At 68.4% G+C, this 21,800-nt stretch carries 16 protein-coding genes; 15 read left to right on the forward strand and 1 reads right to left on the reverse strand.

All coding sequences use genetic code 11. The features are described 5' to 3' along the window. Positions 1 to 225: 225 nt before the first annotated feature. From ACQP2T_RS13685 to ACQP2T_RS13695, 3 genes are all read left to right on the forward strand, one after another. A complete protein-coding gene (locus ACQP2T_RS13685; protein WP_433516520.1) occupies positions 226 to 1,380 on the forward strand; it encodes a DUF5685 family protein in 1,155 nt (384 codons plus the stop codon). A gap of 390 nt (positions 1,381 to 1,770) precedes the next feature. Then, positions 1,771 to 2,670: a bile acid:sodium symporter family protein gene (locus tag ACQP2T_RS13690; protein ID WP_433516521.1), complete on the forward strand. Its 900-nt coding sequence runs from the start codon at positions 1,771 to 1,773 to the stop codon at positions 2,668 to 2,670. Positions 2,671 to 2,738: 68 nt separating this feature from the next. Then, entirely contained in the window at positions 2,739 to 5,948 is a 3,210-nt protein-coding gene (locus ACQP2T_RS13695; protein WP_433516522.1) for an ATP-binding protein, read from the forward strand. Here ACQP2T_RS13695 and ACQP2T_RS13700 read toward each other — a convergent pair. Next, complete coding sequence (locus ACQP2T_RS13700) at positions 5,897 to 6,130, reverse strand: 2TM domain-containing protein (RefSeq protein ID WP_433516523.1); 234 nt, start codon at positions 6,128 to 6,130, stop codon at positions 5,897 to 5,899. The genes ACQP2T_RS13695 and ACQP2T_RS13700 overlap by 52 nt on opposite strands. 146 nt (positions 6,131 to 6,276) lie before the next feature. Between ACQP2T_RS13700 and ACQP2T_RS13705 the strand changes: the two genes are divergently transcribed. From ACQP2T_RS13705 to ACQP2T_RS13760, 12 genes are all read left to right on the forward strand, one after another. Further along, positions 6,277 to 7,074, forward strand: coding sequence for an alpha/beta fold hydrolase (locus ACQP2T_RS13705; RefSeq protein WP_433516524.1), 798 nt, complete (start codon positions 6,277 to 6,279; stop codon positions 7,072 to 7,074). Positions 7,075 to 7,154: 80 nt separating this feature from the next. Continuing rightward, entirely contained in the window at positions 7,155 to 8,768 is a 1,614-nt protein-coding gene (locus ACQP2T_RS13710) for an FAD-dependent oxidoreductase (protein WP_433516525.1), read from the forward strand. A gap of 91 nt (positions 8,769 to 8,859) precedes the next feature. Further along, the gene (locus ACQP2T_RS13715; protein ID WP_433516526.1) at positions 8,860 to 9,366 is read left to right on the forward strand and encodes a monooxygenase family protein; all 507 of its coding nucleotides are present in this window, start codon (positions 8,860 to 8,862) and stop codon (positions 9,364 to 9,366) included. A 148-nt stretch (positions 9,367 to 9,514) separates the two neighbouring features. After that, on the forward strand, positions 9,515 to 11,101 hold the full coding sequence (locus ACQP2T_RS13720; RefSeq protein ID WP_433516527.1) for a flavin monoamine oxidase family protein: 1,587 nt from the start codon (positions 9,515 to 9,517) through the stop codon (positions 11,099 to 11,101). A 14-nt stretch (positions 11,102 to 11,115) separates the two neighbouring features. After that, on the forward strand, positions 11,116 to 11,745 hold the full coding sequence (locus tag ACQP2T_RS13725; protein WP_433516528.1) for a Rid family hydrolase: 630 nt from the start codon (positions 11,116 to 11,118) through the stop codon (positions 11,743 to 11,745). Between the two features lie 308 nt (positions 11,746 to 12,053). After that, positions 12,054 to 13,049, forward strand: a complete 996-nt coding sequence (locus ACQP2T_RS13730; RefSeq protein ID WP_433516529.1) for a LacI family DNA-binding transcriptional regulator — start codon at positions 12,054 to 12,056, stop codon at positions 13,047 to 13,049. Positions 13,050 to 13,593: 544 nt separating this feature from the next. Beyond that, positions 13,594 to 14,772 carry a hypothetical protein gene (locus tag ACQP2T_RS13735; RefSeq protein WP_433516530.1) on the forward strand — a complete coding sequence of 393 codons (1,179 nt, stop codon included), beginning with the start codon at positions 13,594 to 13,596 and terminating at the stop codon, positions 14,770 to 14,772. A 24-nt stretch (positions 14,773 to 14,796) separates the two neighbouring features. Further along, positions 14,797 to 16,047, forward strand: a complete 1,251-nt coding sequence (locus tag ACQP2T_RS13740) for an ABC transporter substrate-binding protein (protein ID WP_433516531.1) — start codon at positions 14,797 to 14,799, stop codon at positions 16,045 to 16,047. A 37-nt stretch (positions 16,048 to 16,084) separates the two neighbouring features. Continuing rightward, positions 16,085 to 17,146, forward strand: a complete 1,062-nt coding sequence (locus ACQP2T_RS13745; protein WP_433516532.1) for a carbohydrate ABC transporter permease — start codon at positions 16,085 to 16,087, stop codon at positions 17,144 to 17,146. After that, the gene (locus ACQP2T_RS13750; RefSeq protein WP_433519769.1) at positions 17,136 to 17,984 is read left to right on the forward strand and encodes a carbohydrate ABC transporter permease; all 849 of its coding nucleotides are present in this window, start codon (positions 17,136 to 17,138) and stop codon (positions 17,982 to 17,984) included. Before ACQP2T_RS13745 ends, ACQP2T_RS13750 begins: the two co-directional genes overlap by 11 nt. Next, positions 17,981 to 19,750, forward strand: a complete 1,770-nt coding sequence (locus tag ACQP2T_RS13755) for an alpha-galactosidase (RefSeq protein ID WP_433516533.1) — start codon at positions 17,981 to 17,983, stop codon at positions 19,748 to 19,750. Before ACQP2T_RS13750 ends, ACQP2T_RS13755 begins: the two co-directional genes overlap by 4 nt. 78 nt (positions 19,751 to 19,828) lie before the next feature. After that, entirely contained in the window at positions 19,829 to 21,577 is a 1,749-nt protein-coding gene (locus ACQP2T_RS13760) for a right-handed parallel beta-helix repeat-containing protein (protein WP_433516534.1), read from the forward strand. Positions 21,578 to 21,800 lie beyond the last annotated feature (223 nt).

Consider the following 21,800-nt stretch of genomic DNA (forward strand, 5'->3'; position numbering starts at 1 on the left):
CTGCCAGGGTCGTGCACTGCGCGCTCGGGCCGCCAGCATTCCAGCCGCGCGGACAGGGCCCGGTCCAGGCAGGTGACACGCAGCGTCCGCAGGAGCAGCAGGGCGCCCGCGTGGGAGAGAAGTCCGGCAGCGTCAGCGGATGCGGTGATCTTGCCGCCGCTGCGGCGGTACCTTCCGGCGGCCTGGTGCTACGGTTGGCTCTCTAATGTGCATATAAGGGGACGTATGTTCGGCATTGTCCGCCCGTGTCGGCACGTCCTGTGCAAAGGGCTCTACGCGGACTGGATGGGCCACCTGTGCGGGCTCTGCCTGGCGCTCCGCGACGAGCATGGACACCTGTCCCGTCTGGTGACCAACTACGACGGTCTGCTCGTGTCCGTCCTTACCGAAGCCCAGTCGCCCACGTTCACGTCGCGCAGGAGGGCGGGCCCGTGTGCGCTACGCGGTTTCAAGGGCGCCGACGTAGTGGAGTCCGAGGGGGTACGGCTGGCGGCCTCGGTGTCGCTGCTCCTGGCGGCCGGCAAGGTGAGCGACCACGTGGCGGACGGGGACGGCGTGTACGCCCGCCGCCTGGTGGCCGCCGGCGCCACCCGCCTGGCGGGCCGCTGGTCCTCGGCCGGCACGGCCATGGCCGGCACGCTGGGGTTCGACCCCACCCCGCTGACGGCGGCGGCCGACCGCCAGACCCTCCTGGAACGCGCCCCCGCCCAGGAGCCCCCGGGGAACAGCGCGGGCCCCGGGTTACGAGAGTTGACGGGGCCTACTGAGGACGCCGTAGCCGCCGCGTTCGCGCACACAGCGGTGCTTGCAGGGAAGCCGCACAACCGGGAGGCTCTGGAGGCGGCCGGTCGCGGATTCGGGAAGCTGGCACACCTGATCGACGCGGTGGAGGACCTGGCCGACGACCGGGAGTCAGGGGCGTACAACCCGCTGGCAGCCACCGGCACCGGCCTGGAGGAGGCGCGCCGCCACTGCGACGCCGCGCACGCCGAGCTGCGCGCCGCCGTGGATGAGCTGGACATGCCCCGACCTGGCCTAACGCGCGCCCTGCTGGTGCGGGAGACCGGCAGCGCCGTCTCCCGAGCCTTCGCCACCGCCGGAACCCACGGCACCGGCCACCCGCCCGAACACGCGCCCGGCGATCCCGGCGCGCCGCCGGGGGGACGGCCGCCGAAGCAGGATCCCGGTGGGCTGCTGTCGCTGGCGTGCGCCGCACTGACGTGCTGCACGTGTGGCCTGTACCGGCCTGCCTGGGACGAGGACCGCGAGGGCTCCTTCTGCGAGCGCTTCGACTGCTCCGGCTACGACTGCTGTGGCGACTGCTGCTCCTGCTGCCCGGGCGAGGACGGCTGTTGCTGTGACGGCTGCGGCTGCGACTGACCGCCGCGGGAGTCACGTCAGCAGGGTCTGGGCGATAAGCCCGGTGGCCGAGGCCGAAGCGCACGGTCAGGATCGCGACCCCGGAGCGTGCCGTCAGACCCCATCACCGGCGGTCAGCCGTGCTCGTACGCCCCGTCACGTGCCGTCAGGGCCTGGCTCTACCGGACATGAAAAGCGCGCTAAGGCGACGCAAATCGCCATCAGGCGGCACCGTGCGGCACTAAAAGATCTTGATTCTAATCCGACGGTCGCAGGTTCGATTCCTGCAGGGCGCGCAGCAATCTGCGGGTTGACCTGGCCTTTTGCATGATCGGTGGTCTTTGGTCAGCCTGAAATAACGACGGCCTTGGACTCTACCCGGACCTGTTGGCATGCCCGAGAATGTCCGTCATGGGATCCCCATTGATCTTGGCCAGTCTGCCTTTCGCCATCGGCATCGTCATGCTCGGCCTGGGCCTCAGCCTGACCGTGGACGACTTCCGGCGGGTGGGGCAATATCCGAAGGCGGCCGTGGTCGCGTTGCTGTGCCAGATCGTGCTGCTGCCGGCGATCTGCTTCGGCCTGGTGCTCGCCTTCGGGCTTCCGCCGGAGCTGGCCGTCGGGCTGCTGCTGGTCGCGGCGTCGCCCGGCGGTCCCACGGCCAATCTGTTCAGCCACCTGTTCGGCGGGAACGTCGCGCTGAATGTCACGCTCACCGCGATCAACTCGGTGCTGGCCGTGGTCGCCCTGCCGGTCGTGGTGAACCTCTCGGCCGGGTATTTCCTGTCCGGCGGGGCCGCCCTCGGGCTGCAGTTCGACAAGATGTCGCAGGTCTTCTTGATGGTGCTCGTACCGGTCGCGGTCGGGATGCTCCTGCGCGCGCGGGCGCCGGAGGTGGCGCGGCGGCTCAACCTCCCCGTCCGGGTGTTGTCGGTCGTGGTCCTGGTCGGGGTCATCTATGCCGTGTTGTACGCGGAGCGGGCGAACCTCTTCGACTATTTCGTCTCGGTCGGGCTGGCCGCGTTGGGTTTCAACATTGTGAGCCTGCTGATCGGCTACGGTGTGCCGCGCCTGGCGGGCGTCGATCATCGTGCGGCGACCGCGGCCGGGTTTGAGATCGGCATCCACAACACCGGGCTCGCCATCACGGTCGCGCTGAGCCCGACGCTGCTGAACAACGCCGAGATCGCCGTCCCGGGCGCGGTGTACGGCATTGTCATGTTCTTCACGGCGACCGGGTTCGGCTGGTTGATCAGCCGTCGAGCTCGAAGATCGGTCGAGCCTTCAACGGCAAATCCCGGGCCCATATAATCGGTGCGCACTGCGGTGCGAAACGGGTCGTAAGCTGACAAATTTGTCATGTCCATCCGGGAGTCGACGTGACCGGGCCAGCCCATCCCGTCCGGCGCGACGGTGAAGGTCCGCCGACCGGTGCTGGTTCGCCGCGCCTGCAGATCCTCGGTTCGCTGCGGCTGTGGCGCGATGGCGCCGAACTGGACACCGGCCCCCGGCAGCAGGCACAGCTGTTGGCCCTGCTGCTGGCGCGGGTGGGCCATCCGGTCAGTACGAGGGAATTGATCGACCTGATGTGGGCCGATGACGCTCCCGCCAGCGCGCTCAATCTCATCCAGAAGTACATCGGGGCGTTGCGGCGGGTGCTCGAACCTGATGTCCCCGCCCGGGCAGCCGGTACGTACCTGCACCGCCGCGGCAACGCGTACGTGTTCAGCGCCGGCCCCGGCACGCTGGACCTCGTCACGTTCCGGGAACTCCTCAACGGCGCCCAGGCCGCCCTCGCCCAGCTAGCTCGCGAAGTGGCGCTCGACGACTACGTCAGAGCTCTCGGCCTCTGGCGTGGCCCCGCTGGGGATGGATTGTCCTATGGATCGACCGCGATGCCGATCTTCGCCGCCCTCGACGACGAGTTCTACGCCGCGTGCGTGGCAGCGGCCGACCTGGCCGTGTCGTTACGCCGGCCGGAGCGGGTGATCCCGCCGTTGCAGCTGGCCGCGTCGATGGCGCCGTTCCACGAACCCGTACATGCCGCCCTCATCACCACCCTCGGCGCGGCTGGGCGGCAGGCGGAGGCGCTGTCGGCGTTCCACGCGGTCCGTGACCGCCTCGCCGAGGAGCTCGGCATCGACCCCGGCTCGGCGTTGCAGGCCGCGCACCTTCGGGTGCTGACGCAGGGCCCGACGTCGCCGGTGGTGACGAGCACGGAGAGCGAGGGTGACCGCGCACCGGCGAGGCAGGCGGCCGGTCTGGTCGGCCGGGGCGAGGAACTCGGCGTGTTGCGGCAAGCCATCGAGGCGGCGCTCACCGGCCGCACGGGGCTCGTCATCATCGAGGGCGAACCGGGCTCGGGTAAGACGCGTCTGCTGGAAGAGGCCGCCGCCGGCGCGGACTGGCGTGGCGCGCTCGTCGTCAGGGCCTCCTGTTTGGAAGGCGACGGAACACCGTCGATGTGGCCATGGGAGCAGGCGCTCGCCGTCGTCCTCGACAGCCTGCCCGTGCTGGCGCGCGAGAAGTGGCTGGCCAGTGAACTCGGGCGCCTCCTCGAATCTCGAGACGATGACGCCGCGCCGCCGGTTTCCGGCGGCCGCGCCCAGTTCCGCCTGTACGAGCAGGTCGTCACCTTCATCGGCCAGGCCTCGGCGGAACGGCCGATGCTGCTCGTCATGGACGATCTTCAATGGATCGATGCCACCTCGCTCCAGTTGTTCAACCACCTGGCGGCTCGGTTACCCGCCGGCACCGCGATCATCTGTGCCCTTCGCGACCGCGCACCCACACCCGGCCCCGACCTTTCGCGGGTGCTGGCCGCCGCCAGCCGGCTGCCCAACCACCGCAGGATCCAACTCGGCCCGCTCAGCCTGACCGACGTGGCCGAACTCATCCGCCGCGAGACCGGCCACGAACCCGGCGCGGACATCGCCCGCAACATCCACGTTCGCACCGCCGGCAATCCATTCTTCGTCCGCGAACTCTCGCGGCTCCTCAGCGACCGCGGCGCGCTCGGCGATGGAGACGCATCGGCCCGGGCCGGGGTGCCGTCCACCGTACGAGACGTCGTCCGCGACCGGATGGCGAGCCTCGACGACGGCGCTCGCCACCTGCTGCGCGTCGCCGCGCTGATCGGCCGCGAGGTCGACCTCGGTCTGCTCGCCCGCGCCGCCGGTGTCGACGTCGCCGACTGCCTCGAACGCCTCGAACCGCTGCGCGCGCTCGGCCTGCTCGAAACGGGGCCGGAGAACCCGTTCTCGTGGCGCTTCGCGCACGACCTGGTCCGCGAATCGATCACGGAGACAACGGAGCAACTGCGGGCCGTCCGCCTGCACCTGCGTGTCGCGGACGCGCTCGAAGAAAGCCAGGCGGACGACGAGTCCATCACCGAACGCCTCGCCTTTCACCTGTCCGCCGCCGGTCCCCTCGCCGACCCGGTTCGTACCGTGGAGGCGCTGAAGCGCGCCGGTCGTCGCGCGGCGACCAAGCTCGCGTTCGCCGCCGCCGATCGGCACCTGGAATCGGCCGCCCAGATCGCGCGGACCGCCAAGCTCCCGGAACTCGAGCTCTCCGCCCTCTCGCTCCTGGCCATCGCCCCGCGCCGGCAAGCCGGGTTCGGCGGTACGACGTTCGACCTGCTGGAGCGTGCGGAACACCTGGCCCGCCAGCTCGGCCGGGATGTCGAGGCCGCCGGCCTCCTCTTCGCTCGCCTGTTCGGGGCCTACACCTTCCTGGAGTGGGACCGCGTTCGTCTGGTCCGCCGGCTGTACGAGCAAGGGGAGGCGTCCGCCGATCCGGTCCTCCGTGTGTACGGCAGACAAGCCTGGGGCCTGCACCAGTGGGACATCGGCGACATCGGCGAGGCGTTCCGATGCTTCAGCGAGAACAACCCCGCCCTGCTCGACGGGGTCGTCTCCGCGCACAGCGAGACCCCGATCCGGCGTGACGTCTCGGGGGAGTGGCCCGGCTGGCATGCCGTCGTGACGGCACTACATGGTGACGCCCGGACGGCGGAGACCATCATCGACAAGTGGAACGGCCCCGACGACTCGTACGCGGTCGCGACCTGGGCCTACTACACCACGATCATCGCTTCGATAGCCGGTGACGCGGGCTGGGTGATGCGCACGATCGAGCGGTGGATGGCCGTGGGCACTGGCCGCGCGGCCATCCAGCAGGAGCACTACATACGACTGAACTGGTACTGGGCCCGCGCCCTCACCGGCGATGACCCGGCCGGCATCGCGGCGGAGGCCGACCAGCTCATGGCCGGAACGATGGTCGACCCGCCGCGGTGGGGTGTCGCCTACCATCACGCGCTGATCGCCGAGATGTGGCTGGCCGCCGGGATGCCGGACGCGGCGGGCATCGCCCTCGACCGAGCGGACCAGGCCCTCGATGCCTACGGTCAACGCTACGCCGAAGGACTTGTCCTGCTGCTGCGGGCGCGCCTGCTCCACGCCCGCGGCGAACCCGCGGACATCGTGCGAGCCGCTGCGGAAAGGGCCCGCGACCGGTCCCATGAACGCGGGTCTCACCTGTTCGCGCGCCGCGCCGAGAAGTTCCTCGCGGTATTCGGCGAGTAGATACTCCAGATGTGAAAAGCCAGCCCGACGCCCCAGAAGACTATCGACCACACCGGCCAGAAGTGGCTTCCCGAGTCGTAGAGAAACCACACCACGACCTGGGCCAGATTGGACAGGGCATAAAGAGCCAGGTGAATCCGTAGACCCCACTTCCTGGCCGTCTCGCTCTTCTGTGTGTTCATGCCCGCAGGCTAGATCGACGTACTTGTCGAAGACTGAGGCGTACTTCCCGAAGACTGAGCTACTGGATTCAGTGATCGTCAAGTATTCGAGATCTACTCTGACTTGCAATTGAGGTACCAATCGCAAACCTTTGAAAGGACCACCCATGACGACGACCCGCCGAGCGGTGCTGGCCGGATCCGCCGCGGTCGCTGCCGGTGCCCTGCTGGGAACCTCCGAGGCGCAGGCACAGCCCCGGCCGGGAGCCAAGCCCAAACCCACCGTGGTGCTCGTGCACGGCGCGTTCGCCGATTCCTCCGGCTGGAACAATGTCAGCGCCAGGCTCATCCGAGAGAACTATCCGGTGATCGCCCCGGCGAACCCGCTGCGCGGTGTGGCCGCCGACTCCGCCTATCTGGCCTCCATTCTCGCCACGCTCAGCGGCCCGATCGTCCTGGCCGCTCACTCTTATGGCGGAATCGTCATCACGAACGCCGCGACTGGTAACTCGAACGTGAAAGCGCTGGTCTACGTGGCCGCGTTCGCCCCTGACCAGGGTGAGTCGCTGCTGGATCTGCAGAACAAGTATCCGGGAAGCAAGCTCAATGAGGCGGCGCTGGACTTCCGTCCTTATGGTGAAGGGGTCGTCGAGGGATACATCAAGAAGGAGGTATTCCACGACGTCTTCGCCGGGGACGTGCCGAGGGCGACCACCGACCTGATGCAGGCCGGCCAGCGGCCCGCTGACACGCGCGCGCTCGGGGAGCCGTCCGGCGCCCCGGCGTGGAAGACCATTCCCTCCTATTACCTGGTCGCCAAGAACGACCAAGTGCTCCCCGCCGCGGCTCAGCGGTTCATGGCGCGGCGGGCCGGGTCACGGGTCCACGAGGTCGGCGCCTCGCACGTCGCGATGATCTCGCAGCCCTCCGTGGCCGCCGACCTCATCAAAAGCGCCGCGCGCTGACGTCTCAAGGGGGACGGCGACGGCTGAAGTCGGCGGTCGGTCCCAGTGATCGTTCCGACCCGGCGTGACGGAGGAACTACATGAACGACGGTGCGGCGCCGCGCGGGCCGGTCCTGAACGACGAGCAGTTCCGCCGGCTCGCCGCGTACGGGGAGGTGGAACACGCCGAGGCCGGTCGGGATCTGTACGTGTCCGGTGACGACTCCTACGACTTCTTCCTGCTCCTGACGGCGGCCGTGGACATCATCCGGGACGCGACGGCGATCGAGCCGGAACGTCTGATCTTCCACGGTGGCCCCGGCGACTTCCTCGGCGAGCTCAACCTGCTGACCGGTCAGCACGTCTACCTGACCGCTCGGGTGGTGGCCGCCGGGACAGTCGTGCGCATCGGGGCGGCGAAGCTGCGCCGGGCCCTCGCCGAACAGGATGACATCGCCGACCTCGTGCTGGCGGCGTTCCGGGAACGGCGCGAGGTCATCCGCTCGGCCGCCGGCGAGGTCCTGGAGATCGTCGGTCACCCGGAAACCGCGGCGACTCTGGAACTGCGCACCTACGCGACGCAGATGCTCCTGCCCCACACCTGGCGCAGTGCGACCTCCCACCCGGGACGTTCGCTGATGACAGCGGCCGGGCTCACGGCGGACGACCTGCCGGCGGCGATCGTCGGTGGTTCGGTGCTGCGGCGCGCGACGTCGAGAACGCTCGCGGAGAGGCTCGGCCTCATCTACCGGGCCGACGAATATCCGGTCGATCTCGTCGTGGTGGGCGCCGGCCCGGCGGGGCTGGCCGCCGCCGTGTACGGGGCGTCCGAAGGCCTCGTCACCGTACTGCTGGATCGAAGCGGGCTCGGCGGCCAGGCCGCCAAGAGCGCCCGGATCGAGAACTACCTGGGCTTCCCTCACGGTGTCAGTGGTGCGAACCTGACCCGCCTGGCGATGATTCAGGCACTCAAGTTCGGTGTACGGATCCACTCGCCGTGCGCGGTGACCGGTCTCGATCTCTCCGACGATCGACGGCCGACCGTCCTGCTGGAGGACGGCGTACGCATTCCGTGCCGCGCGGTGATCGCGGCTACCGGAGCCCATTACCGGCGTCTCGACATTCCCCAGTGGGCGAGGTTCGAGAAATCCGGCTGCGTCCGGTATGCGGCGACCGAGTTGGACGTCCGCGAATACGAGTATCAGCCGGTGGCGGTCGTCGGAGGCGCCAACTCGGCCGGGCAGGCGGCCCTGTCCCTAGCCGCCCACGGCGCGACGGTGGATCTGATCGTTCGCGGCGCCGATCTCGAGGCCGGGATGTCTTCCTACCTGACCGACCGAGTCCGTGCCCATTCCCGGATCCGCATCCACACTGACAGCACGGTCCGCGAACTGGCCGGAGACGATACCCTCACGTCGATTGTCGTCGAGAGGCCGGGCGAGCGGCCGGAACGGCTGGCTTGTCACGCATTGTTCTGCTTCATCGGAGCCGATCCCGTGTCGGGCTGGCTGTCCGGCGTCGCCAAGGCCGACGACGGCTTCGTCCTCACGGACAGCCGGCTTCCCACCGGCCCGCGCCTTCCGTTCCAGACGAGCGCTTCCCGGGTCTTCGCGGTCGGCGACCTCCGCTCGGGCTCGACGAAACGAGTGGCCACGGCCGTCGGCGATGGCGCGAGCGCGGTCTCCTCCGTACACGTGGCGCTGACCGGCGACTGACACGCCCGACGTGATCTCCATGGCAGCGACGACCAGCCCACGCAGGCACATGACCTGCCTCTCACACCAGCCCATGCGTAAGGAGCATCGAATGCCAACCCGCGTCAACCGGCAGACCGTCGACCTGTCCGCCTATCCAGACCTCCTCGTCCTCTACCTCGGCATGCGAGTGAATCACCTGTACGGGATCCGGACCTTCTTCAGCTTCGGCCGGAAGATCAGTGAGTCGGTCGCGGGCAAACCGGACGGGCTGCTGCTGCACGAGCCCGTGTACTACTCGTTCTTCCCGATGAACATGGGGATGCGCCAGTACTGGCGGGACCTGCCGTCGCTGCTCGCCTTCGCCCGGTCCGAGCCGCATCGGGAGTGGTGGCTGGACTTCCTGCGGGACTCGGGCGGCACCGGATTCTGGCACGAGACGTACTCGGTCAGGGGCGGCATGGAGGCCGTCTACGACGACGTTCCCAAGCCGATCGGGTTTGGCCGGTTCGCCGGAATCCAGCGCGCTCGTGGACCCATGTTCGGTTCCGCGGCCCGCTTGGGGCGCGCCGACGACAGCAAGCCGGTCCTGAGCGAGACGGAGCTCTACGAGTCCTAGCCGGCCCGGACCACACCAGCGAGGCCCGGAAACCTCACATTCATCTACAAACACGATGATGAGCTTGAAACCCACAAACAACACAATGTCGGACGATCGGCAATAAAACCTCCCAAGACTCACCTCCAGAAAATCTTGGAGGTACGTGTTGGGGTACAGCAGACGCGATTTCCTGTCCGCCGTTGGTGTTTCCGGCGGTGCGGGCGCGCTCTTCGCGACCATGGGCGCGCTCGGGCTCGCGCCGACCGCGGAGGCATCCGCGAAGGAAACGTTCGACCCGCCGCAGCAGTCCGACTTCTCCCTCACCGGACGGTCGGCGAAGAAGGTGGTGATCCTCGGCGCGGGGATAGCCGGTCTTGCCACGGCGTACGAGCTGGGCAAGGCGGGCTACGACTGCACGATCCTGGAGGCACTCGACCGGGTGGGCGGCCGGAACTGGACCATCCGCGGCGGTGACCGCCTGACCGAGCTGGACGGCTCCACGCAGGTCGCGAAGTTCAGTGACGGCGTCTATCTCAACGCGGGACCGGCCCGGCTGGCGCAGTGGATGGTCACCATGGACTACTGCCGCGAGCTCGGCGTGGACCTGCAGGTCTTCACCAACTCCAACGCCCAGGCCTACATCTACCACCAGAACATGCAGGCCCCCGTCCGCTGGCGTACCGCCAAGGCCGACGTGTACGGGTACGTCTCGGAGCTGCTGTCGCGGGCGACCGACGCGGGGGCGCTGGACGCCGCGCTCACCGCCCAGGACAAAGAGCGGCTGATCGCCTTCCTGGCGAGCTTCGGCGCGGTGGGGGACAAGGCGAGCGGATTCAAGTACTCCGGAGGCGACCGCCGCGGCCATACCGTGAACCCGGGCGCGGGTGAGCAGCCGGGCACGCTCCTCGAGCCGGTGCCGTCGCTGTCGGAGGTGCTGGCGAGCGGCGTCGGGCAGCGGTTCTCGTTCGAGTTCGGCTACGAGCAGGCGATGCTGATGTTCCAGCCGGTGGGCGGCATGGACGCGATCCCACGGGCCTTCGCCGGCAAGATCGGGCGGCAGCGGATCCGGCTGCGCGCCCAGGTGACCAAGATCACCGATCTGCCGGACGGCGTGGAGGTGGAGTACGAGGACCGCCACGGCCGTACCCAGAAGATCAAAGCGGACCTGTGCATCGCGGCGATGCCCCCGCACATCCTCGCCAAGACCGCGCACAACCTCGGCCCGGACGTCCAGGCCGCCCTCGCCACCCCGACCGTCACGAACGCGGGCAAGATCGGTCTGGAGTACCGCCGCCGCTGGTGGGAGACCGACGAGGACATCTACGGCGGCATCACCGCCACCGACCTCGACCTGGCCACGATCTGGTACCCCTCCTACGGATACGGCGCCTCGCGTGGCATGGTCGTCGGCTACTACAACTTCGGCGCCCAGGCCGACGCGTACGCCAAGCTGAAGCACGCGGACCGCGAGCGCCGCGCGATCGAGCAGGGCGTGAAGATCCATGGCGCGAAGTATCGCGACGAGCTGGCGTCGTCGGTGTCCGTCGCCTGGAAGCTCCAGCCGCACATCGAGGGCGCCTGGGTGGGCTGGCCGTCCCGGCAGGGCGCGTACCAACTCCTCAACAAACCGGCCGGGCACGTCTACTTCGCGGGGGACTGGCTGAGCTACATGATCGCCTGGCAGGCGGGAGCCCTGGAGTCCGCCCGCAAGGTCGTCACCGAGCTGCACCAGCGCGTCATGAGCACCTCCTGAGAGGACACCTCCGCATGAAGATCCGCACCATCGCCCTCTCCGCGGCCGTCGTCCTCGTCCTCGGCACCGGTACGGCCGCCGCCAACCCCACCTGGTCGCCCCGGCCGCAGGAGGTCAAGCCCTTCCTCCCGGCCGGCACCACCAACCCCGCGATCGCCGACGGCGTGGCGCTCGGCAAGCAGGTGGCCTCCTACACCGCCAGCGGCCTGGGCCCGGCGGCGGCCAACACCGGGGCTCCCGCCGACTCTCCCGAGCGCTACGTCGACTTCCCCGGCGCTACTTTGCCGCCTGGCGTCACCATCACCGAGGCCCAGGCACTCAACGTGCTCAAGCGCATCAAGGCCAACCTCTCCGCCGCTGGGCTGGGTCTGGCCGACGTCGTCTCCATGCGCGCTTACCTGGAGAAGCCTCCCGGAGCCGACTCGGCCGACTTCGCCGGCTGGAACCGCGCCTACCGCCAGTTCTTCGCCAACACGGACCTGGCCACCGGCCAGCCCGTACCCGTTCCTCTCGGTACCGCGCCCTCCGCTCTGCCCATGGAGGTCAACCCGGCCCGCCCGGCCCGCGTGACGATCGAGATCGCCAACCTCCCGGTCGCGGGCTGGCTCGTCGAAGTGGAGGTCGTCGCCGCATACAAACGCTGATTTCGAGCGCTGACCGCCGCACAGGGCCGCGGGCGTGTCCGGCTGATGGAGCCATCCAGCAGCCGGACACGGATGCTGCCCGGCAAGCACCGCACCGGACGTCGTGCTCGCCGGCGAAAGTGTCGCCGCGCCGTGGCGGAGATCGGCCGGCCAGCAGCCCGCCCATCCCTCTCTGCCTGGACCTGCCGCCACGCCGTCACGGCAGGTCCAGGATCGACTCCAGCGCCGTGGTGTGACTGAACTGCCCGTGCGGCAGGTCTGGCCGTATAGTGACATCACGCGTCGTCCGTATCGATCAAAAGGGAGCTATGGCCAAGGTCGGAATCAGTGACGTCGCCGCTCGTGCCGGGGTCAGCGAAGCGACCGTCAGCCGTGTGCTCAACCGTCGGGGTGTGGTCGCCGCCGGCACGCGCCGTGTCGTGGAGGACGCGATCCGCGAGCTGGGATACGACCGCGGCGGACAGAGTCAGCTGGTCATCGTCCTGACCCCGGGCCTCGCCCAGCCCTTCTTCGGACGGCTCTGCGAGCTGATCGAGTCGGCGTTGGCGCCCCAGGGGTTCAAGGCCGTCGTGTGCTCCACGACGGTGGGCGGGTTGCAGGAGATCGACTTCATCACCTCCACCATGGATCTGGGCATCGCGGGCGCGGTCTTCGCCTCGGCGAGTAACACCCTGATCGGTGTGGACCAGGCGCCATACCGGCTGCTGCAGGAACGCCAGATCCCGTTCGTCTCGATGAACGGCGCGATCGAGGGCCTCCCGGCCCCCAGCTTCTCCACGAATGACAAAGTGGCGGCGGCGCTGGCCGTCGAGCACCTGTGGAACCTCGGCCACCGCGACATCGGCATGATCGTCGGCCCGGTGGGCAACCGGCCCAGCGAGCGGCGCCTCGACGGTTTCGTCGAGGCGATGAGTTCACGCGGTGTGGATGATCCGCGACGACTCGTCGCGCGCCAGGTCTACAGCGTCGAGGGCGGAATGTCGGCCGCCGAGACCCTGCTCGACCAGGGCGCGACCGCGATCGTCGCCGCGAGCGACTACATGGCCCTGGGTGCGATTCGTACGGCGGGGCGCCGCGGTCTGTCCGTGCCGGGCGACGTGTCCGTCGTCGGCTACGACGACTCCCAGATCATGGGATTCGTCGATCCGCCCCTGACGACGGTCCGGCAGCCGATCGAGCGGATCGCGCAGGCGATCTCCGCCACCATGGTGCATCTGGTCAACAGGCGGCCGGTGCCTGCGGGGGAGCTGATGTTCGACCCAGAGCTGATCATTCGCGGCTCGACGGCCGCCCCACGCGCATAGATAGTCGCCGATCGATCGCGGCACAGCAGGCTGACCGCTGCCGCTCGCTGATCGCCTAATTCGCCGGATTCGCCCCATTAATCCGATGTCGTCAGTGTGACGGCATCGGCGATCGTGCCTGCTCGCGGGGGGTGTGTCCTCCGCTGATGGCTTGCCCGGACAAGCTGATGGCTGCCCGGACGATGAGGGCTGCCTGCCGCCACGGCGGGCTGTGTGACTCCTGCCGAGCCCACGATGGACTGTCGCCCGCGGTGCGGGTTCCTTAAGCGTGTGGCCGTCCTGTGACGCACCGCGTTGCCCGGCTGTTGACGTGTTTATGACGTGTATGTAACACTCCCTTTTCATGACGGAGCAGTCATCACCTGCGGCTCATGCCACACGGTCCGGCCAAAATCACCCACCATGGCACCTTCGGGTTGATTCGAGCATGCACGATCTTGTCGAATCTTTCATTTGGGCGTCACGTCGTTCGCGTGAGTGGGTTCAGACCGGCCGGGACCCGAGATATCTCCCGAGTTACTGGGCCGGTTTGACGGACCGGCCGATGTTCTATTCGAGAGACCTCGCCCACCAAATGCTCGGCGCGCATCTGCTGGGACTGGACGCGGAGAACCTTTCGATGCTCCGGCATTTCGCCGGATCGGCGAACGGCGCCCGCGGCTGGTATCCGTTGTGGGCGTTCGACTTCGACGGCACGCCGGCCGCCATCGACTACCACTCGGATGACGACTTCGTACGAGAGGTCCCGGCGCCATTCGAGCTCGTCGAGAAGGCGGTCGAGCAATATCGCTGGACGGCCGACGACCGATTCCTGCTCACTCCGGAGATCGCGGCGTTCGTACGCAGCACGATGACGTCGTTCGTCGACGCCCATGACCCCCTCGGGACGGGTGTCGCGGGCGAAGGCGGCAGCGGGGACATCTTCCGCGGAACGGCGACGTACAACGAGGGGGAGCGGCCACCGCACCTCCTGGTCGCCGCCGACGGGATCGCCAGCCAATGGGCGGCCCACCTGGCACTTGGCTCCGTCACCTTCGACGTCACCCTCGACGAAGAGTTCGCCGCGTGGAATCGTGCGCGGGCCGAGCAGCTGGACGAGCACTTCTCGGCATCGTGGTGGTTGCCCGGCGACCAGCACTACACCGCGGGCTTCACCGCCGACGGACCGACCGGCGGGTTCCGGCTGGAGAGCACCTGGTTCCCCGCGCTCAAAGGGATCATGCGCGACGACCGGCGCTCGAGCGCGCATCTCGACTTCCTGCGATCCGGCCTCGCGGCGACGCCGCCGGTCAATATCGAGGCGTTCACGTACCTTCCAGAGGCGTTCTTCCGGTACGGATGGGACGACGAGGCGTTGCGCTGGATGCGATACCTCGCGGACTCCAGGGCGGACTATCCCGAGGTCCCCTTCACACACGTCGCCCACGTCGCGGTCGGCCTGACCGGGCTGGAGCCGGGCGCCCAGGAGGGCGTCGTCCACACCCGCTCGCATCTTCCGGCCGGGGAGTGGATCGAGGTCGGAGAAGTTCCGGTCGGTGGTTCCGTCGTCGGGCTGCGGCACGAGGCCAAGGAAGCCACCGAGTTCGAGGTGACCGGCGGACCAGGCGTGACCTGGACCTCCACCTGGGACGACGGGCACGTCACCACTGTTGACGTGCCGAACGGTTCGCGTGTACGCGCGGCTGCCGACGGCAGCGTCGTCGTGCTTCGCGGGCAGCGATAGATCACTGAAAAAGGAGACCCCCCCTTGCACCGAAAGGCACTCGCCGCCGTCACCGCCGCCTCGTTCCTCGCGCTCGCCGCCTGTAGCAGCGAGCCCAGTGGTGGAGCAGGCTCGGCCGGAACCACCACGATCAGCTTCGCCTTCTGGGGGACCACTGACGAGGCCGCCACCATGAAGTCGATGATCGCGGCGTTCGAGAAGGCCAACCCGACGATCAAGGTCGAGCCCAACTGGATCCAGAGCGACTACGAGCAGAAACTCCAGACGTCGATCGCCGGCGGCGACGCCCCGACCGTGGCGGAGATCTCCGACACCTCGCTGCCGAGCTTCGCCAACGCCTTCAAGCAGGTCGAGGTCGACAAGAGCGTCTACTACTCGCCGGCCGTCCAGAGGGCGGGGACGTTCGGCGGGGCCGACTACGCGGTGCCCTTCGTCGCGAAGAGCAAGGTCCTGGCCCTCGGCAAGGACGCCTTCGACAAGGCCGGCGTCGCCGTCCCGGACGGGACGACGCCGATGACGACCGCGGACTTCGTGGCCGCGGCCAAGAAGCTGACGTCGGGATCGGGCGCGAAGAAGGTCTATGGCTCCGCGCCCCTCTGGTACGACGGCTGGCTGATCGCGGAGGGCGGCTCGTACTACAGCGCGGACGGCAAGCAGTGCACGATGGGCAACCCCGATGGGATCCGCGCCGCCCAGACCGTGGTGAACGCCGTGAAGACCGACGGCTTCGCACCCAACCAGGCCGACGCCCAGGGGCAGGACATGTTCCAGTGGCTCGCTGACGGCAAGGTCGCGATGCTGCCCGACTTCGGCCCGTGGAACATCGCCAAGATCGCCGCCTTGGACTCCTCGAAGTTCCTCATCGTGCCGTTGCCCGGCAAGGGCGAGCCCATGGAGGTCGACAGCCTGGGCATCGCGAAGGACGCGAGCGATGCGGAGACCGCCGCGGCGAAGACCTTCACGAAGTTCATGAGCTCGACCCCCGACGCGCAGAACCTCCTGGCGACGACGAAGTCCGCGCTCGGCATCCCCGTCATCCAGGGATCGCTCGACGCCTTCAAATCCATCGCCCCGAAGGTGAACCTGCAGGCCTTCATCGACGCCGTCAAGAACGCGGTCACCACGCCCGCAGTCAAGGACAAGGTGCGGATCGAGAGCGCCTTCTCAGGTGACCTGAACTCACGCACCGCGATCGGCTCCGGTACCGAGGATCCGGCCGTCGTACTGCCGCAGCTTCAGGCCGCGTGCCAGAAGCTGCTGGACGCGGCGCAGTGACGGTCACCAAGCGGATCGCGTAGAGGGGGATCGCGGCATGTCAGGCATCGTGGATGGGCTGTCGGGGTTCCTCGAACGGCTGCGCGTCGACGAAGGGCTCAGGCCCATCCTCTCCCTGGTCATCATCTTGGCCATCGTGTTCGGCCTCATCGGCGCCGGCCTGTGGGGCGCCGTCCGGGCGCGCTGGATCTCGCGGAACACCGCCGCGTTCTGGCTCTTCGTCTCTCCGTGGATCGTCGGCTTCGTGATCTTCACAGGCGGGCCGATGGTGTACTCCCTGGTCCTGTCCTTCATGGACTGGGACCTGATCGATCCGGCGAAGTTCACCGGGCTCGCCAACTACAAGGAAGCGCTCTCGGACCCAAAGCTCGGTCAGGCGATCAAGGTCACCCTGACGTACGCCGTCGTGAGCGTTCCCCTGCAGACGTTGCTCTCCCTTGCCGTCGCGCTCCTGATGAACGTACGGGTCCGCGGGGTCAACGTGTTCCGGACCATCTGGTACTTGCCTTCGCTCGTGACGGGAGTGGCCCAGGCGGTGCTGTTCATCTGGGTCTTCCACCCCAGTTACGGCCTCGTCAACGGGGTGCTCCGCCTGTTCGGCGTCGACGGACCCAAGTGGCTCTTCGACGCCGATTGGGCCCTGCCCGCGGTGATTCTCATGAGCCTCTGGACGGTCGGCGGGAACATGATCATCTATCTCGCGGGCCTGCAGGACGTACCGAAGAACCTCTATGAGGCGGCCGAGATCGACGGCGCCGGGCGCTGGCACTCGCTGTGGCACATCACGCTCCCCCAGGTGAGCCCCGTCATCTTCTTCAACGTGGTCACGGGTCTCATCGGCGCGATGCAGACCTTCACCCAGGGCTACGTGGTCACGCACAACGGGGGCGGCCCGTCCGACTCGCTCCTCTTCTACGTCCTGTACCTGTACCAGAACGCGTTCTCCTTCTTTCAGATGGGATACGCCTCCGCCCTGGCCTGGGTCCTGTTCGCCATGATCATGGTGCTCACGGCGCTGGTGTTCCGGGGGAGCGCTTTCTGGGTCTACTACGAATCGCAACGGCCGAGGGAGCGGAGACGGCGTGTCCATGTCAGCTAGCGCGGAGAGGGCGCGACCTCGGCCGCTCGGGCCCAGGGTCTTCGCGGTCACCCTGCTCGTGGTCGGGTCCGTCGTCTTCGTCTACCCCTTCCTCTGGATGATCGCGACCGCGCTGCGGACGCAGGCGGGCGTGTCGCAGGGCGGGGTGTCGCTCTGGCCCATCCAGTGGCAGTGGTCCAACTTCTCCGACGGTCTCGGGTCGTTTCCCTTCTGGACGTACCTGCGCAACTCGGTGCTGAGCACGCTCGTCCCGGTCGTCGCGGTGGTCTTTTCGTCCTCGCTCATCGGGTTCGCGTTCGCGCGGATCCGGGTCCGGGGCTCCGGGGTGCTGTTCGCGATCGTACTGTCGACGATGTTGCTTCCCGGAGAGGTGACGATCGTCCCGCAGTTCATTCTTTTCAAGAATCTCGACATGATCGACACGCTGTGGCCGATCATCGTCCCGACCTTTTTCGGCTCCTCGTTCTTCATCTTCCTCTACCGGCAGTTCTATCTGCGATTGCCGGACGCGCTGACGGACGCCGCCCTCATCGACGGCGCGGGCTGGTTCCGCATCTGGTTCTCGATTTACCTGCCGCTTTCCCGGCCCATCGTCATCGCGACAGCGGTGTTGCAGTTCATGTCCTACTGGAACAACTTCTTCCAGGCCGCGATCTACCTGTCAACGGAGCGGTGGAAGACGCTGCCGCTCGCCCTGGCGGGTTTCCAGTCCGTACACGGCACCGACACTCCACTGCTGATGGCCACCACCCTGGTGGTGACCTTTCCCTGCGTTCTTCTTTTCTTCTTCGCGCAGCGTCACATCATCGGCGGAATATCATTCACGGGGATCAAATGACGGAAATCGAAATGCCTGCCTCCTGGCTACCGGGGTGGACCCACTCGGAGCCTGAGGCGCCTGTCCCGCTGGGCGCCGATCGCTCCGGCTCGGGGCTCCTGCTGCGGGCGACGCGGCCGGGTGACGTGCGCGAACCGCGGGGCGGAGTCTTCGAGGTCATGTTCAGCACGCTGGGCGAGCCGCTCAGTCTTACCGTGACGATCCCAGCGACCGACGCGGGCGCGTGGTGGCGTCCGGGCAGCACCGAGCCGCACGCGACGATCCCGCCGTCGTGGGGGGCGCCGGTCGACGCGACCGCCCTGCGGGGTCTTCCGCTCGGGGCCCTGCTCGGCTCGCGCGACGCCACCCGTCTGGTGTACGCGGTCGACACGGGCCATAGCGAGACCCAGGTGCTGGCCGGCCTGGTGGAGGAGACCGCCGACTTCGTGATCAAGATCGCCGTCGGCGGCTCTGGTACGACGGGCGACGTGCGGCTTCTCCTGGACGTGTCCGGCGGCACCTTCGCGCAGGCCGTTCCCGAGGCGGGGCGCTGGCTCCAGGGGGAGGAAGGCCATCGCGTGGCGCCGGGGGCCGAGGACCCGGTCCTGTGCACCTGGTATTTCGCGCACCAGCACGTCACGGCCGCCACCGTACTCGCGCAGGCCGATCGCGCGGCCGCGATGGGGTTCGGCACCGTGATCATCGATGACGGCTGGCAGACGAACTCGCACGGCCGGGGATACGGATCGTGCGGCGACTGGGAGGCCGCGGAGGACAAGTTCCCCGATGCGGCCGGCCTGGTCGAAGCGTTGCGCGCCCGAGGGCTGCGCACCATGTGGTGGATCGGCACACCGTTCCTGGGCTATCGGGCGAAGGCCCGCGACCTGGGGCTTTCGACGCTGCGCGACAAACCCGAGCTGGAGGCGGAGGTCCTCGACCCGCGAGACCCCCTCACCCGCGCCTACCTGGTCGGGCGGATGGAGGAGATCATCGCGCGGACGGGGGCCGACGGCCTGAAGCTCGACTTCCTGGAGGAGTTCCATGACCGGGGGGCGCCGGGGTCCGTGGCCGCGGCCGTCGAGACCATCTCCGAGATCGTCGACAGGCTACGAGGGCTCGGAGCCGAGCCGTTGATCGAGTTCCGGGAGCCGTACATTCATCAGGAGCCCGCCAAATACGCCTCGATGATCCGCGTCGGCGACTGCCCGCTGAACGCGGTCCAGAACCGCGTCGGCATCCTCGACCTGCGCCTGAGCCGGCCGGGCACGCCGATCCACAGCGACCCGATCATGTGGGCCGAGGGCGACGGCCCGGAGCGGGTCGCCCATCATCTGATCAACTCCCTGCTGGGCGTGCCGCAGGTCTCCGTGGACCTGACGCGGCTTCCCGACGGCCAGTCCGAGGCGCTCACATTCTGGCTCGGTGTCTGGCGGGAGCACCGCGACCTGCTGCTGCACGGCCGGCTGGTGCCCGAGCGCCCCGAACTGATGTACCCGGTGGCCCGCGTTCACGACGGCGGCCGGCACTTCGTCGCGAGGTACGCGCCGCACGCCATCCGGATCCCGGCCGGCGACTGGACAGAACTGCTGGTCGCGAACGCCGACGACAGCTCCCCGATCCTGGTGAACGAGGGGGACGAGGTCAGCGCCGGCCTGGAGATCTGGGACGCCAGGGGGCGGCGGGTCATCGACCGGGACATCGTTCTGGCCGCCGGGCCCCACGCGCTGGCCATCCCCTCCGGCGGGCTCGCCCGGTTGCGCCGGGCCCGTTCGATGTCCTCGACATGACGGAGGCGACCTGCGGGCCAGGAGTCAGGCCGCACGCACGGCTTGTGCTCGATTTCGCGGGCGAAGGGGTCTAGCTCGGTGCCGGAGATGCTGGACGTCACCGACTTCGGGGCGGCTCCCGGCAGCCGCTCCGATGCCGCGCCCCCGGTCGCGGCGGCCCTGCGGGCCGCCGGCGCCGTGGCGGGACCGGTGGTCCTCCGATTCCCTCCGGGCGACTATCACTTCTGGCCGGACGGCGCTCAACGTCGCGAGCTCTACGTTTCCAACACGGTGGGGGACGATCCGCGGTACCGCGAGAAGACGATCGCCGTACTCATCGAGGCGATGGACGACCTCGTCATCTCGGGAGAGGGCGCCCGCATCTTCCTTCATGGGCTCCAGACGACCTTCGCCGTCATCGACTCGCGGCGGGTGCGCGTCGAGGGACTCGAGTTCGATTTCGCCGTGCCGACGGTCGTCGACGCCACGGTCGTGGACGTGGGCGTCGAGGCGGGGCGGGCGTACCGGGTGATCCGGGTGCCCGCCGTCACGCTGTTCTCCGTCGAAGGACGCTCGATCCGCTGGCACGGTGAAGCCCTGGGCTCGGGCGCCGTCGCCTGGGAGGGCCGTGACGCGCTGGAATATACGCAGATCCATGATCCGTCCGCCTACAGGACGCGGCGCGGCCCGAACCCGCTCTTCGACGACGTCCGGTCGATCAAGACAGTGGGGGACCGCGAGATCCGGATCGACTACGACCACGGCGAGGAACCGGCCGACCTTGGCGTCGTCTATGAGATGCGCCTGACGACACGTGATCACCCCGGCGCGCTCGTGCTCGACAGCTCCGGCGTGAGGTTGTCCGGGCTGCGTTTCCGGTTCCTGCACGGCTTCGGCGTCGTGGCACAGGCGAGCCGTGACGTCACGATCGAGGGCTGTGAGTTCCGAAGCCCACCGGACAGCGGGCGGCACACGGCGGGTTTCGCCGACTTCGTGCAGTTTTCCGGCTGCTCGGGAGTCGCGGCCGTTCGCGACTGCCTCTTTGACGGGCCGCACGACGACCCGATCAATGTGCACGGCACCTACCTCCGCGTCGCCGATCAGCCTGACCGCCGCACGCTTGCGCTCGAGTACGCGCATCCGGAGACGGCCGGACTCCCGCAGTTCTCGCCCGGCGACCTGATCGAGATCGTCGAGCGGGCGACGCTCCAGCCGATCGCGACCGCGACGGTGGAGCGCGTACGGCAGCCGAGCGGGCGGGACCGCGCCCACCCGCTCAGGGTCATCGTCCTGACCGTCGGCTCCGATCTGCCCGGCGACCTCACCGGGCGGGCCGCGGTGGAGAACGTGACCCGGACGCCGGCCGTACACATCGCCCGCAACGTCTTCCGGAACGTGCCCACGCGCGCCGTGCTCGTGACCACCCGGCGTCCGGTGATCATCGAGGACAACCGGTTCGAACGCCCGGGAATGGCCGCGGTCTACGTCTCGGGCGACGCCGCCGAATGGTGGGAGTCCGGGCCGGTACGCGATCTGATCGTCCGCGGAAACGAGTTCGTCGAACCGGGTGGGCCGGCGATCTTCGTCGATCCGCGGGCCGACTCCGCGTACCCGGTCCACCGTGGCGTCGTCGTCGAAGGAAATCGTTTCGTGCTCCGTGACGTCCCGGCGCTCGACGCCAAGAGCACCCAGGGCATTCGCTTCAGGGACAACAGCATCGTGCGCTCCGGGCCGGAGGCATGGGACGTCGTCCTCCGATCGTGCACGGACGCGGACATCGACGAGCCGACGCTGAGGGTCAGCGAGCGCGGAGATGAGCCGACGTTGAGGGTCGCCGAGCTCGGATGAGCGACACCAGCAGCACCCTTTCTCATGTTTCGCGTCACTACCACCTGACTTGACTACGTGAGGCCAACCAGGTTGGTTGATCAGATCCTGCGGCATACCGACGCCTTGAAGGCCGCCTCTTGCTTGAAGGAGGGCGGGTTGAAGCCGGGCGGTCCTGATGACCCTCCGGCGGGATAACGGCATCTGGGAGTCTTCGTCCACAGCCCGGCACCGAGTACCCGTG

The sequence above is a fragment of the Nonomuraea sp. CA-143628 genome, assembly GCF_050942315.1.
Taxonomy (GTDB): domain Bacteria; phylum Actinomycetota; class Actinomycetes; order Streptosporangiales; family Streptosporangiaceae; genus Nonomuraea.

Bases quoted from the DNA above. Each gene is read 5' to 3' on its own strand.
- ACQP2T_RS13725 (WP_433516528.1), top strand. From the start codon at position 11,116: ATGAAGATCCGCACCATCGCCCTCTCCGCGGCCGTCGTCCTCGTCCTC.
- ACQP2T_RS13715 (WP_433516526.1), top strand. From the start codon at position 8,860: ATGCCAACCCGCGTCAACCGGCAGACCGTCGACCTGTCCGCCTATCCA.
- ACQP2T_RS13700 (WP_433516523.1), bottom strand. From the start codon at position 6,130: ATGAACACACAGAAGAGCGAGACGGCCAGGAAGTGGGGTCTACGGATT.
- ACQP2T_RS13710 (WP_433516525.1), top strand. From the start codon at position 7,155: ATGAACGACGGTGCGGCGCCGCGCGGGCCGGTCCTGAACGACGAGCAG.
- ACQP2T_RS13745 (WP_433516532.1), top strand. From the start codon at position 16,085: ATGTCAGGCATCGTGGATGGGCTGTCGGGGTTCCTCGAACGGCTGCGC.
- ACQP2T_RS13735 (WP_433516530.1), top strand. From the start codon at position 13,594: ATGTTCTATTCGAGAGACCTCGCCCACCAAATGCTCGGCGCGCATCTG.
- ACQP2T_RS13750 (WP_433519769.1), top strand. From the start codon at position 17,136: ATGTCAGCTAGCGCGGAGAGGGCGCGACCTCGGCCGCTCGGGCCCAGG.
- ACQP2T_RS13690 (WP_433516521.1), top strand. From the start codon at position 1,771: ATGGGATCCCCATTGATCTTGGCCAGTCTGCCTTTCGCCATCGGCATC.
- ACQP2T_RS13685 (WP_433516520.1), top strand. From the start codon at position 226: ATGTTCGGCATTGTCCGCCCGTGTCGGCACGTCCTGTGCAAAGGGCTC.
- ACQP2T_RS13755 (WP_433516533.1), top strand. From the start codon at position 17,981: ATGACGGAAATCGAAATGCCTGCCTCCTGGCTACCGGGGTGGACCCAC.
- ACQP2T_RS13730 (WP_433516529.1), top strand. From the start codon at position 12,054: ATGGCCAAGGTCGGAATCAGTGACGTCGCCGCTCGTGCCGGGGTCAGC.
- ACQP2T_RS13705 (WP_433516524.1), top strand. From the start codon at position 6,277: ATGACGACGACCCGCCGAGCGGTGCTGGCCGGATCCGCCGCGGTCGCT.